The organism is Moritella sp. PE36 (assembly GCF_000170855.1).
Taxonomy (GTDB): Bacteria; Pseudomonadota; Gammaproteobacteria; order Enterobacterales; family Moritellaceae; genus Moritella.
Genome location: NZ_ABCQ01000001.1, coordinates 330,147 through 344,013 on the forward strand (window position 1 = coordinate 330,147; position 13,867 = coordinate 344,013).

The 13,867-nt window shown below is 43.0% G+C and carries 12 protein-coding genes; 4 read left to right on the forward strand and 8 right to left on the reverse strand.

Annotated elements, in window-relative coordinates:
- Positions 1 to 45: 45 nt before the first annotated feature.
- Positions 46 to 1,089 (reverse strand): AraC family transcriptional regulator, encoded by a 1,044-nt coding sequence (locus PE36_RS01525; protein ID WP_043993599.1) that lies wholly within the window; start codon positions 1,087 to 1,089, stop codon positions 46 to 48.
- 169 nt (positions 1,090 to 1,258) lie between these two features.
- Here PE36_RS01525 and PE36_RS01530 point away from each other — a divergent pair, with 169 nt between their 5' ends.
- Genes PE36_RS01530 through PE36_RS01540 form a run of 3 tightly spaced genes read left to right on the forward strand, consistent with a single transcriptional unit; the run spans position 1,259 to position 6,263 of the window.
- Positions 1,259 to 2,950 carry an FAD-binding oxidoreductase gene (locus tag PE36_RS01530; RefSeq protein ID WP_006030169.1) on the forward strand — a complete coding sequence of 564 codons (1,692 nt, stop codon included), beginning with the start codon at positions 1,259 to 1,261 and terminating at the stop codon, positions 2,948 to 2,950.
- 8 nt (positions 2,951 to 2,958) lie between these two features.
- Positions 2,959 to 4,635 (forward strand): glycerol-3-phosphate dehydrogenase/oxidase, encoded by a 1,677-nt coding sequence (locus tag PE36_RS01535; RefSeq protein ID WP_006030170.1) that lies wholly within the window; start codon positions 2,959 to 2,961, stop codon positions 4,633 to 4,635.
- A gap of 20 nt (positions 4,636 to 4,655) precedes the next feature.
- On the forward strand, positions 4,656 to 6,263 hold the full coding sequence (locus PE36_RS01540; RefSeq protein ID WP_006030171.1) for an FGGY-family carbohydrate kinase: 1,608 nt from the start codon (positions 4,656 to 4,658) through the stop codon (positions 6,261 to 6,263).
- A 157-nt stretch (positions 6,264 to 6,420) separates the two neighbouring features.
- On the opposite strand, the gene rplI is transcribed toward PE36_RS01540, so the two are convergent.
- From rplI to PE36_RS01560, 4 genes are all read right to left on the reverse strand, one after another.
- Positions 6,421 to 6,873 (reverse strand): 50S ribosomal protein L9, encoded by a 453-nt coding sequence (rplI, locus tag PE36_RS01545; RefSeq protein WP_006030172.1) that lies wholly within the window; start codon positions 6,871 to 6,873, stop codon positions 6,421 to 6,423.
- 48 nt (positions 6,874 to 6,921) lie between these two features.
- The gene (rpsR, locus tag PE36_RS01550) at positions 6,922 to 7,149 is read right to left on the reverse strand and encodes a 30S ribosomal protein S18 (RefSeq protein ID WP_006030173.1); all 228 of its coding nucleotides are present in this window, start codon (positions 7,147 to 7,149) and stop codon (positions 6,922 to 6,924) included.
- An 82-nt stretch (positions 7,150 to 7,231) separates the two neighbouring features.
- Positions 7,232 to 7,606 carry a 30S ribosomal protein S6 gene (gene rpsF / locus PE36_RS01555; RefSeq protein WP_006030174.1) on the reverse strand — a complete coding sequence of 125 codons (375 nt, stop codon included), beginning with the start codon at positions 7,604 to 7,606 and terminating at the stop codon, positions 7,232 to 7,234.
- Positions 7,607 to 8,059: 453 nt separating this feature from the next.
- Entirely contained in the window at positions 8,060 to 8,536 is a 477-nt protein-coding gene (locus PE36_RS01560; protein ID WP_043993601.1) for a GNAT family N-acetyltransferase, read from the reverse strand.
- Positions 8,537 to 8,706: 170 nt separating this feature from the next.
- Here PE36_RS01560 and PE36_RS01565 point away from each other — a divergent pair, with 170 nt between their 5' ends.
- A complete protein-coding gene (locus PE36_RS01565; RefSeq protein WP_006030177.1) occupies positions 8,707 to 9,273 on the forward strand; it encodes an RDD family protein in 567 nt (188 codons plus the stop codon).
- A gap of 163 nt (positions 9,274 to 9,436) precedes the next feature.
- On the opposite strand, the gene rlmB is transcribed toward PE36_RS01565, so the two are convergent.
- The 3 genes from rlmB to PE36_RS01580 form a co-directional block, all read right to left on the reverse strand.
- The gene (gene rlmB, locus PE36_RS01570) at positions 9,437 to 10,189 is read right to left on the reverse strand and encodes a 23S rRNA (guanosine(2251)-2'-O)-methyltransferase RlmB (protein WP_006030178.1); all 753 of its coding nucleotides are present in this window, start codon (positions 10,187 to 10,189) and stop codon (positions 9,437 to 9,439) included.
- 35 nt (positions 10,190 to 10,224) lie between these two features.
- Positions 10,225 to 12,750 carry a ribonuclease R gene (rnr, locus tag PE36_RS01575; protein ID WP_006030179.1) on the reverse strand — a complete coding sequence of 842 codons (2,526 nt, stop codon included), beginning with the start codon at positions 12,748 to 12,750 and terminating at the stop codon, positions 10,225 to 10,227.
- 182 nt (positions 12,751 to 12,932) lie between these two features.
- Positions 12,933 to 13,775, reverse strand: a complete 843-nt coding sequence (locus PE36_RS01580) for a tetratricopeptide repeat protein (RefSeq protein ID WP_043993602.1) — start codon at positions 13,773 to 13,775, stop codon at positions 12,933 to 12,935.
- Between the last annotated feature and the right edge of the window lie 92 nt (positions 13,776 to 13,867).

The window sequence follows — 13,867 nt, forward strand, 5'->3', positions numbered from 1 at the left end:
AGTACTCATACTAAAAAAATGAAAGTGTTGAGTACTATAAATCACTCATTTAACCTGATTTTTGTGAACTACACTCTCTGCGCACTCTCTATAAACATTCGGGGTTTGCCCTGTCCATAACTTAAAGCTACGAAAAAAAGAACGCGTTTCACTAAATCCCAGCATTATAGCAATCTCATCAATTCCAGCCTTGCTTTTGGTCAAGTACTGCTGTGCCAATGATAACCTCGCTTCATCGAGTAGCTTTTGATAACTGGTTTGTTCTTGCTGCAACTTTCGCTGTAACGTTCGCTCACTCATATTCAGCTGTGCTGCCACCATATCTTTACGGGTGATACCTTTGGATAACAAAATACGAATAATATCGTGAACTTGGACACTAAAACTATGCGTCCCTTCCAGTGCAGAAACTTGTCCTGCCGCATGCAACTCAAGGGTTTGCAGTAAGCTATGATCTGGCTGTCGCAACGGGATATTTAGGTTATCACGCGATAACACCAGACTATTACTTGACTGTGCAAATAATACCGGACAAGCAAAGATTTGCTGATAATGATCAATAAGTTCTGGTGCTGGCGCTACGCGTTGCAGATGTACTTCCAGCGGACCTAAATCTTGCCCAGACAACCAACGCGCATAAGCCAGCCAAGAAGCAAAGACGTTATCTACCATCTGCTCTCGCACATCGGCAACGGTGTAAGCGCAATGCCAGCTAACAACTATCTGTTGCTGCTGATAACGAATGGATGTCACGCCCATGTCACCGACCAGTTTTTCATAAGGCTGAATGCGCTCTAATACTTGTTTTAACGTGGCGCAAGTCATCGTAATATAACCCAACACACTGTAAGAGCTAGGTTCAACAAAGGCGCCACTTTTCAGGCCAAATAACGGATCATCTGTAGCAATAATCAGGTTGCTTAAAAATGCCTGCAATTGCTCACCAGTAATACGTTCACTTTCGTGTGTCAGTGTCGTGGCTATAATATTACTGCGCGACAACAATGCCGCCACATCAATATCGAGGGTTTCGACATAGCGTAAATACTGTTTTACTACCGGCACCGATACTGAACCTAGCCCCACCATAACTGAATCATCCTTATCCATATTAATTTATGAGTATAACGAGCATTACCCTGAGGTATTGTGAGTGAGTCCTAATTTGATACTTATCTTGGCTTAATCCGACAATGCGATCAACCGGCCTTGCTCTTAAACTTACCTTACACAGTAATATTACAGGGAAGATGAGAGTATGAAACGTTGGAACGGTTGGGGCGATGAAGCCAATAAATTAGATTTACCAAGCAGTGCAGATGCTTTTTTACTGGCGAAAGTAGGTAGCACAACGCCATTAATAGATGCAAAACTTGAGGATGTCGTTAACCAAGTACCCGAGTCCAGATTACCAAATCACCGGTTATTTGATCGTGATCCGGAAATACGTATTCGCCATGCCCGAGGACAAAGTTTACCGGACTGGTTAGCCATGCGCAGTGGCGATTTTGAGTATTTCCCCGATGGGGTCGCGTTCCCAGAAAACAGTGATGATTTAGTCGAACTACTCAGCTTTTGCCAACAGCACCATATTTTGGTTATCCCTTATGGTGGCGGCACCAGTGTCGCGGGTCACATTAATCCATTTGCATCAGAACAGGCTATCTTAACCGTCGATATGGGGCGGATGAACAGACTTATCGCACTCGATACTGACAGCCAAATTGCCACGTTTGGTGCGGGTACTCCCGGTCCACAAGTCGAAGCACAATTACGAGCACAAGGTTATACCTTAGGCCATTTCCCACAATCTTTTGAGCTTTCAACCATTGGCGGCTGGGTAGTCACCCGCTCGAGTGGTCAGCAATCTTTACGCTATGGCCGTATTGAAGAATTATTTGCCGGTGGTGAAGTCATCACCCCAGTGGGGCGCTTGAATATTCCCACCTTTCCAGCGTCGGCAGCAGGGCCCGATATTAAAGCATTATTAATGGGCTCGGAAGGACGTATAGGCATCTTAGCGGAAGTCAAAGTACGCGTACGTAAATTAGCAGCACAAGAAAACTTCTATGTCACTTTCTTCCCAAGCTGGCAGCAAGCCAAAGACGCGGCCAAAACGTTAGTCCAAGCCGATATTCAACTGTCGATGCTACGCCTGAGTAACGCCATTGAAACCGAAACTCAACTCGCCTTAGCCGGACACGCAAAACAGATCGCGTTACTCGAAAAAGCCCTAGCTATATTTGGTACCAAAGAAGGCAAGTGCATGATGACCTTTGGTTTAACTGGAACCAAATTCCAATGCCGTAGTGCATTAAAACAATTGAAGAAAATAACCAAAGCACATCAAGGGTTATATACCGGTTCATTCATGGGCAATAAATGGGCGGAAAAACGCTTTACCATGCCCTACTTCCGCGAAGCATTGTGGCAAAAAGGCTATGTTGTGGATACGTTAGAAACAGCAACTGACTGGCAAAACGTCGATAATCTGATAGCCAAAATAGAAACCAACCTGCGCAGCGTATTAACGCAAGACCCAAGTTCCGGCACGCCACAACTGCATGTGTTTACCCATCTGTCCCACTTTTACCAACAAGGGTCTAGTATTTACACCACCTATATCTTCAAGGCTGGTGAAGATTACCAGCAAACCTTAGCGCAATGGGCGAAGTTAAAACACACAACCTCAGAGATCATTGTTAATAACAAAGGCACCATTAGTCACCAACACGGCGTCGGTAAAGATCATCAACCTTATTTAATCACCGAAAAAGGCGCGTTAACTATCAAAGCGATTCAGTCCCTGTGTGATACTTTTGATCCACAGCAGATCATGAATCCACATTGCCTGATTGCATCGACTCCCAAGCCACTAGTCACAAAGCAAGAGTCCACACTGAGTGTGTTAACAAGCGATGATAACAAACCACAAGAACAGGTCAGTTAGGAGGTTATATGAGTCATGTATTAGCCAGTTTTAATCGCGCACAGCGCCTCTCTCAGCTCCAACAAGGCGCGGATAATACGGTGTGGGATATGATCGTCGTGGGTGGCGGTATTACCGGTGCCGGTATCCTGTTAACCGCCAGCCAAGCCGGATTAAAAGTCTTGTTAATTGAACAACAAGACTTTGCTTGGGGGGCATCCAGCAAATCCTCAAAAATGGTGCATGGTGGATTACGCTATTTGGGCAGCGGTCAATATAATATGACTAAAGATGCCGTGACGGAACGCGAAAAATTACTTAACGAATTACCTGGTTTAGTCAATCCACTGCAATTTTTGATGGGCCATTATAAATATCAATTTCCGGGACCATTGGTGTTTAATAGTTTACTGACCATCTACGATTGGATTGGAGGCAAACGTAATCACAGTTATATTAATCATGGCATTGCTGACTTCCATGCACCAGGGATTGAGCAGAACAAACTACAAGGAGCAACCCAATTCGCTGATGCTGTCACGGATGATGCAAGATTGGTGATGCGGGTATTACAAGAAGCGCAGGAATGTGGTGGCACAGCGATCAATTATCTTAGCGCTGAACACATCATTCTCACGGCAGATGCAGTGACTGGCGTTAACGTTGCGGACCAGGTATCTGGGCAAAAATTTAATCTCCAAGCAAAAGTGGTGATCAATGCCACAGGGCCTTGGACCGATAAATTGCGCCAGCAACTGCACGCCAAAAAAGCCATTAGACCGTTACGAGGCAGCCATTTAATCGTCCCTAGTTGGCGATTGCCACTGGCCTATTCAGTTAGCTACTTCCACCCTGAAGACAAACGACCTATCTTTGCTTTTCCTTGGGAAAATAGCACTGTGATTGGTACCACGGATCTTGATCATGATAGCGATTTAGATCAACAGCCCTGTATCAGTCAAAACGAAGTAGATTACTTACTTACCGGAATCAATAAGCAGTTCCCACAAGCGGATATCACCGAAAGCGATGTGATCTCTACCTACGCCGGGATCCGCCCAGTGGTGAGTAACGATGCCAGTAACAAAAAACAGCTGAAAAAGACCAAACCCTCAGATGAAAAACGTGAGCATTCGATCTGGAATGAACAAGGCTTGATCAGTGTTGCTGGCGGCAAACTCACCACCTTCAGATTGATCGCGCTCGATGTATTAAAAGTCGCGCAGCATTACTTGCCAGATATGAACTTGATCGACTTACAAGCGGCCAAACTATTTCAAACTATCCCAGATACACCCGTCGACAGCATCTTACATCCGCAACAGATACAGCGGTTAAAAAGTCAGTATGGTAAACACTACAGTCACTTGATCAATAACGCTGAACACAATGAACTTAGACCAATTGGCAGTACCAATACCCTACTTGCCGAGCTTAAATGGAGCTTGCAGCACGAAATGGTGGTTCACCTTGATGATCTACTGTTACGTCGTACTCGCATCGGGTTATTATTAGCGGCAGGCGGCGAACAGTTATTCGGGCAATTACAGCCGCTTTGCCAAACCGCGTTACACTGGAATGAAGGTCAGTGGCAACAAGAGCTAAGTCGCTATCAAGGCATCATTCAGCGTTACTATAGTTTGCCAAAACATCGCCAGCTTTTATCAACACAGGACGTTAGTTCAGCTAACGCAGTTGCCAACTAACTTAGTCAGAGAGAATTTACATGGACAGTAGTACTCCAGCAACATCACGATTAACATCGGACCGACAACAAGGTTATTTGTTAAGTATTGATAATGGCACGCAAAGTGTTCGCGCACTACTTTTTGATCAGCAAGGCAATTTGATCGCCAAAGGCCAGCAAGTGATCACCCCTTACTTTTCAGAGCAGCCTGGTTGGGCCGAGCAGGATCCTGATTACTACTGGCTAGCCGTCAAACAGGCCTGTGATTTACTCTGGCAAGATCTGAAACAATACCCCGAGATCGGTAAACAAGATATTGCCGGTATGTCGATCACCACCCAACGCGGCACAGTGATCAACCTCGATAGTGATGGTAACGCATTACGCCCAGCGATCATCTGGTTAGATCAACGTCATGCGCAACAAGAAAGCATTCAATGGCCTTGGAACTGGTTATTTAAAATTGCCCGTGTCGAAGACATTATTCAACGTTTTCAAGAAAAATCACAAGCCATTTGGATCCGTCAAAACCAGCCCGACATCTGGCGTGATACATCCAAGTATCTACTGTTATCGGGTTTTTTAAATTATAAATTTACCGACAATGTTGTTGATTCAATTGGCAGCCAAGTCGGTTATATTCCGTTTGATTACAAAAAACTAGCGTGGTTAAAAAAATCGGATTGGCGTTGGGATATGTTAGCGATAGATCCGAAAATGTTACCTAAACTGATCGAACCCGGCGAACTTATCGGTCATGTCACCGAAGATGCCGCCGCGTATACCGGTATTCCGGCTGGATTACCGGTGATAGCCTCGGCATCAGACAAAGCTTGCGAAATTATCGGCTCTGGTGGTAACCGTCCCCATATCGCTTGTTTAAGTTATGGCACCACGGCGACCATTAATATCACCACAGACAAATACGTGGAAGCAACGCCGCATTTACCGCCATTTCCTTCCGCGATCCCACGCCATTATTCTTCCGAGGTGATGATTTATCGTGGTTTTTGGTTGATCAGTTGGTTTAAAAAAGAGTTTGGTTTACGGGAACAACATCTCGCGGATGCCGAAGGTATTGCCCCAGAAGTATTATTCGATCGCTTAGTCGCAGACATTCCAGCCGGTTCTATGGGGCTGATGTTACAACCCTATTGGACACCTGGTGCGCGCGATCCGGGTCCTGAAGCTAAAGGCGGTATTATTGGTTTTGGCGATGTGCATACGCGAACCCATATTTACCGGGCGATCTTAGAAGGACTGGCCTATGCATTACGCGAAGGTAAAGAGCGGATCAGCAAACGTAACAAGGTTAAAATAACCACACTGCGGGTATCTGGTGGTGGCTCACAAAGCGATGTGGCGATGCAGTTAACCGCCAATATTTTTAACATGCCAGCAGAACGCCCGCATACCTTTGAAACATCGGGTTTAGGTGCCGCTATTGTGACAGCAGTTGGACTTGGGATTTATGCTGATTTTGATCAGGCGATTGCGGGGATGACGCGGGTAAATAAGGTATTTCAACCGCAGCCAGAGGTCGTGGCGACTTATGATGCACTTTATAAGCAAGTCTATTTGAAGATGTATAAACAACTGCAGCCGTTATACCAGTCTATTCGTACCATCACTGGCTACCCAAAATAGTACCGGTTATCCCAAATAGTCCGCTAACAGTTATTTTTCCTGACGGTGTTGAGAACGCCGTTTATCACATCGCTCGACTCTCAAATTACAGGCATAAAAAAAGCCATGGTTTACACCATGGCTTTTTACTAAGATTAATCTAAAGTTAAACTTTAAATTAAGCTGTAGCTACAACTTCTAAGTTCACTGTAGCGAATACTTCGCTGTGTACTTGGATGCTGATTTCGAACGCACCAAGAGTACGTAAAGCGCCTTCAGGAAGACGAACTTCACTTTTAGCAACTTCAACACCAGCAGCAACGATCGCATCAGCGATGTCACGAGTACCGATAGAACCGAATAGTTTACCTTCGTCACCAGCTTTAGTTGCAATTACAACAGCTTCTAGAGCGTTGATTGTTGCAGCTTTAGCTTCAGCAGTTGCTTTAACAGCAGCTACTTTAGCTTCTAGTTCAGCACGACGTGCTTCGAAAGATTCAACGTTTGCTTTAGTTGCTAGAACCGCTTTACCTTTTGGTAAAAGGAAGTTACGAGCATAACCAGCTTTAACGTTAACAGTCTCGCCTAATTTACCTAATTTAGCGATCTTGTCCAATAAAATTACTTTCATTACCTTTCCTCAGAAATGTAGAGTTAGTCTTGACGACCAAACAAAAGCTTACTTATGTAAGTCAGTGTATGGAAGTAGAGACAAGTAACGTGCGCGTTTGATCGCACGACCAAGTTGACGTTGGTACTTAGCACGTGTGCCAGTAATACGACTTGGTACAATTTTACCGCTTTCAGTTACGTAATTTTTTAACGTAGCGATATCTTTATAATCAATCTCCGTAACACCTTCAGAAGTGAAACGACAGAATTTACGACGACGGAAAAAACGTGCCATAATGAAAATCTCCTAAAATCTTCTCAACAAATTGGATAACTAAATGTTATCCAACAAACAAATACCTATAGCTAAAACGCTATTATTTAGCAGCTGGTGCTTCTGTAGTAGTAGCAGCAGGCGCTTCACGGCGTTCTTCTTTAGCTTTAGCCATTGGAGAAGCTTCAGTAACAACACCTTTAGTACGTAGGAACATGCTACGGATAACAGCGTCGTTAAAGCGGAAGTTATTTTCTAGCTCATCAATAACATCTTGGCCAGCTTCAATGTTCATAAGAACATAGTGAGCTTTATGAAGTTTGTTGATTGGGTATGCTAATTGGCGACGACCCCAGTCTTCTAGACGGTGGATAGTACCATTTGCTTCAGTAACAACTGCGCTGTAACGCTCAATCATGCCTGCAACTTGTTCACTCTGATCTGGGTGAACCATAAATACGATTTCGTAATGACGCATCGTAAGCTCCTCACGGGTTTAATCAGCCTCGGCTCTGGCTTAGTCGGTCCATCGAGGCAAGGAACGTATAGAAAATTGACTAATTTTGAGACCGCGAATTATATAGTGTCACTCCCCACAATACAACTCGACAACGCAGATAATCGTAAATATTTACATTTATACTTGAAGTAACTTGGGTGTAGTTCCTGCCCATAAAAGTATTAAGCCTAAAGCATTAATCAAAATTCATCTTTTAATTATTGATAAATAAAAGTATTAATAACAAATGCTGATTTATGTTTTTATCATCAAACTGTAAAAAACAATGAATAATATGTGCCATATTAAATAATGCATACGCAGTTACCATAGACATTATCACGGCAACAATATGCTGCCATTAACAAGGACTTGTTATGATCAAAACACTATCACCGTACATGTTATCGTGCATGTTATTAGTCTTGTTTGTTATGAGCTTTTCGAATACTCAGCATTCGCTTGCCAGCGCATACCAACGTGGGGAATTCCATCTTCCAAATATTCTGCCGTCTCAGTAACAAAACCATAGCGTTGATAATAATGTTGCAGATGAGCTTGTGCTGACAGATATAAGTCCTGTTCTGGCCACACTGATTTTGCAGCATTAATACCACGATCTAATAATTGATGGCCGAGTCCTTGTCCACGCCCAGATGCGGCCGTCACCACACGGCCAATCGCCACATCCGGATAACTGACACCTGCCGCTAAGATACGCAGATAAGCAAATAACTCACCCGCTTCATTATAATGCAATAAATGGCGGGTCTCAGGATGCGTATCTAAACCATCAATATCTTGATAAGCACAGTCTTGTTCGACGACAAAAATAGCTGAGCGTAATTGCAATACATCATAAAGTTGCAAACTCGATAATTCGTTAAACTGACAACACATCCAAGTCATAATTCATCCCATATACTAAAATTAAACATCACCGAGCATGATAACAATAATCTTTACCCTGTGGCGCAAAACTTGGATTGAATAAATAAGTGCGAGTAAATCTTGATTGTTACGCTAAGGATTGATTATCATCTAGGTCTAACTCCTGTTAACTAATTTATAGAAGTCATATGCAACCTGAACCGTCGTCATCTCGCCAGTATGTTGAACTTGCTACGTTAGCTCAACGCTTTCAAGCAGCAATATTAGATAAAATCGTTTTTCCGACTATTATGTTAGTCCCGTTTATTCTTGGTTTTGATTTATTGAATTTAAGTGGCGGTATCGATGAAAACTTCACGATCTCCTTCGCGACTCAAGTCAAAGTCTCGTTACTTGAAATCCTGCTATTTATGGCTTTAAACAGTTACCTGCTTAAAGAGTACGGTCAAACCTTAGGTAAACGTATTGTTGGGATTGCCGTGGTCGGTGAAAATGGCCAACGCCTAAGCTTGCAAGACATCATTCTTAAGCGTTACCTGCCATTTTGGGTCGCGGCTTATCTGCCATTTTTTGGCTTTATTATTACTATTAGTAATTTCTTGGCTATTTTTAGAGGTGACAAACGTCGCTGCCTGCATGATGACTTAGCCAAGACTATGGTGGTGAAGATGCCAAGAGGCCGTAAAATTACGAGTAGCGAAACCCATATCGATAGTGACGGTAAAAGCGCTGCCTCAGACGTAATGGATGCTTAATAGCCTAGAGTATTCGGCTAACGAGTAGCATCACTCCGCGAACGATAGTCGATAAAAACTTTAGTTCATAAAATAGAGTTAATAAAAAAGCGTCCATTGATTGGACGCTTTTTTTATATCAACTTATTGTTGTAAAACCGATTGGTTAAACCACAATGTAGGATTATTTAGCCTGACGTTGACGTACAACTTCAAACAAGCAAATACCGGTTGCTACCGATACGTTCAAGCTTGAAACACTACCCGCCATTGGGATGCTAATTAGTTCATCACAATGTTCACGCGTTAAACGACGCAGACCTTTTTCTTCCGCACCCATCGCAATTGCTAATGGACCCGTTAGCTTAGGTTGGTATAAATCTTGTGTTGCTTCGCCAGCAGTACCGACAATCCAGATACGACGATCTTGTAGTTCACGCATAGTACGTGCAAGATTTGTCACTGCAATCAGTGGCACTGTTTCTGCTGCGCCACAGGCTACTTTACGCACCACAGATGTCAGTTGTACTGATTTATCTTTTGGTACGATCACGGCGTGAACACCAGCCGCATCAGCACTACGTAAACAAGCACCTAGGTTGTGCGGATCAGTAACACCATCAAGAATCAGTAATAATGGATGTTGTTCTTTTTCTTCAAGACGATTAAGTAACGTATCTAGATCAGATTCGTTTAATTTCTTACCTTCTTTAACGCGCGCTAATACACCGTTATGACGGCCGCCGTCGCACTTCTTATCCAGTGTGTTACGGTTAACCAATTGCACTGAAATACCAATATCATTTAATTCTTCGATTAATGGTGTTAGACGATCATCTTCACGTCCTTTTAATGCATATACTTCAATGAAGCGCTCTGGTTCATGCTCCAATAATGATTTAACTGCATGAATACCGAAAATTAGTTCACTGCTCATTGTATCTCTCTACCTTGTCACTATTATTACTATTACTATTTATTAGTATTTGCTTTTTGCTTTGAACGCTCAGCTCTGCCTGGGCGTGATTTAGCCTTAGCTTTTACTTTTTTCTTCGCTGGCTTGGTCTTGCCTTTCGGTTTAACTACATCGACTGGTGATGTACCCTGTTCTACAGCATCGCCTGTTTGTGGCTTTAACTTCGCAGCAACGCGCGCTTTATCAGCCGCACTCGCCACAACATCACTATTGGTTTTTAACTTTAATTTAGTCTTTTTAGCCGATTTTTCTTTTGCGCCTTCAGTCTTACGTTTACCTGAAAATTCAGCTGGTTTGCGTTTACTACGACGGCTGTGTTGTACAGCACCCGCTATCTCAAGGTCAATCTTCTTATCGTTCATGTTGATCGCTAAGACTTTCACTTCAACCTGATCGCCAATGCGATATTCAACACCGCTTTTCTCGCCACGCAAGGTTTGACGTCCGCCATCAAAGTTATAATAATCACCACGTAAGCTAGATACATGTACCAAGCCATCGATGTTTAAGTTTTTGATACGCACAAAGAAACCAAAGTTAGTTACCGCAGCAATCACACCTTCGAATGTATCACCAAGGTGATCTTGCATATATTCACATTTCAAGAAATCGGATACATCACGCGTTGCATCATCGGCACGACGTTCTGTTAATGAGCAATGCTCACCGAGTGTCTCAACATCAGATACTTGGTAGCAATAACCGCCAGTGCTAGTCCAACGCTGGGTTAATGGCTCGCCTGCTTTAACTGCCGCTTGGTTCGCAATTTCAAACTTGATCGCACGGTGTAATACTAAATCAGGGTAACGACGAATTGGTGACGTAAAGTGACCATATGCTGTTAATGCTAGACCAAAGTGACCGTTGTTCTCAGCTTGGTATACCGCTTGTTTCATTGAACGTAACAACATAGTTTGAATAAGTTCTTTATCCGGACGATCTTGAATACGGCCAATCAAATCAGCGTAATCCAATGGTGTTGGTTTCAAACCACCTCTTAACTCTAAACCAGTTTCATTCAAGAAGTTTCTGAAGTTAACCAGTTTCTCTTCACCTGGAGTATCATGCACACGTAATAATGAAGCGGCTTTATGCTTGCTCACAAAGCGGGCTGCTGACACGTTCGCTAAGATCATGCATTCTTCGATCAGTTTATGCGCATCGTTACGCACTACCGGTACGATCTTATCGATTTTACGGTGTTCATTAAATACAAAACGCGTTTCTAACGTTTCAAATTCAATAGCACCACGTTCAGAACGTGCTTTTTTCAACACTTTATACATGTTATGCAATTCGTGAAGATGTGGCACTACCGCTTGGTATTCATCACGAAGTTCAGTATCACCATCAAGAATATTGGCTACTTTGGTATACGTCAAACGGGCATGCGAGTTCATCACAGCTTCGTAAAATTTATAACCCGACAAACGACCCGCATCAGAAATGGTCATTTCACAAACCATACATAGACGGTCAACATGTGGATTTAGCGAGCATAAGCCATTAGATAATACTTCTGGCAGCATAGGCACTACTTGTTCTGGGAAGTACACCGAGTTACCACGGCCTTGTGCTTCTAAATCTAAATCAGAATTCGTTTGCACGTATGAACTTACGTCAGCAATAGCTACCCATAAACGCCAGCCACCGCTTTTTTTACGTTCACAGAATACCGCATCATCGAAATCGCGGGCATCTTCGCCATCAATCGTTAATAACGGTAAGTCACGTAAATCAACACGGTTTAATTTTGATTCGTCAGGTACTTCTGGAGACAGTTTTTCCATGTCTTCAAGAATATGTTCTGGCCATACATGGGGAATATCATGGGTACGGATCGCCACTTGAATTTCCATACCTGGTGCCATATTTTCACCCAGTACTTCGACCACTTTACCCAGTGCAGGTAAGTTATAAGTAGGACGTTTTAATACTTCAACCACAACCATTTGGCCAGCACGTGCACCCAGACGTTCTTCATCGCTGATACGCACTTCTTGTTTAATACGGCTGTCATCTGGACGTACAAAGGCAATGCCTTTATCTAAATAAACACGACCAACAAGTTGTAGTGGTTCAGCATCTAATAGACGGACGAAACGTGCTTCTTTACGGCCTTTAAATTCTTCTTTTACTGGCTGCGCAAGAATACGATCGCCATGGAATAACGTCGACATTTGACGGATAGAGATAAATAAATCTTTACCACCATCATCAGGACGGAAAAAGCCAAAACCATCACGATGACCTAAAACTAAACCTTCTAACAGGTCTAAGTTTTCAGGTAACTCATAGGTTCTGTTACGAGCAAAAATTAACTGTCCATCACGTTCCATCGCCCGTAAACGACGACGTAAAGCTTCTTCGTGCTCTTCACCTTTTAACGTTAATCCGGCAAATATTTGCTCGCGATTAATCGGATTATCTAGGCTACGAAGATAATCAAGAATAAATTCTCGACTAGGAATAGGATTGCTGTATTTTTCCTGCTCGCGCGTATGGAAAGGGTCTTTACTCATAGAAGGTCCAAATTGGTAGGTATATAGCTCGGATTATATACCCAAAGCACATTAGGATACAGTTTTGTGCCCTAAGTAAGTCGGTATACGAGAAGGATAGTGCCAAATGAGCATGGGATCGAATCGAAACTAACTCTAAATGATTATTCTGTTAGCTTTTAGGGATATTTAATTCATCATGCTTAATTGTACTTAGCGGCATTTTTTGCTGCTATAACCACGCGTTTAGGCATTAAATTTTCTAACTGCGCGAGTAATATGGTCAATTTGTTGTGCATCTTAACATCAGCGGTTACGGTATTATACAAATAACTGTATGCGGCTTGATAATCATAAGGGCTGCCATAGCCTTTGATTAAGAGCTCAGCCCACTGCACTTTGGCCGGTAAAAATCCAAGCTTCGCCGATTGTTCAAATAACGGTAACGCGCGTTCTATATCTTGTTGTACAAATTTACCTTGTACATAATAACGGCCAAGCTGTTCTAATGCACGCGGTAGACCCTGTCTTGCGGCGGCACGCATGAAGTAAATGCCTAACTCAGCATTCTTATCAACACAGACCCCCCAGGCTAACATATCGCCCCATAGGAATTGGTAGGTTGGCAATTTCACTAATTCCGCACGAACTTTAATATCAGCAACCAGCTGACACTCATCTGCTCGCACGCGTTTAAGGTGGGTATTATCTGCAATTAACTGGTTCAGTTCATCATCGCTATATAACTCAATAACACTGGGGTAATCACTGTATTTAGAGGTTACGTTACCGGCTTTTTCAGCCGCAACAGCACGCTTACCACTGTCAGTAATACGTTGTTCTTTCACGCCAACGGATTGACTTGCTATCGATTGACTCGACACAGTTTGGTTATCGTTATCGTTTACATCCGCATTAGCGGCATTCATCGCCAATAAAGATACACTCGTGCACGTGACTAACACTGTCATTTTTACATAATAAAAAGTGGCCGTTTTCACGTAATGACAAATTGTTGTGAGTCGCGTTGTCGGTGTTATAAGCATATCAATCAACCTAAGAGAAAATTTGCAGCGATAATAATTACGGTGGTCATAGTTATATCGACCAATCTGTCGTTTTCTTAAATAAAAAAACC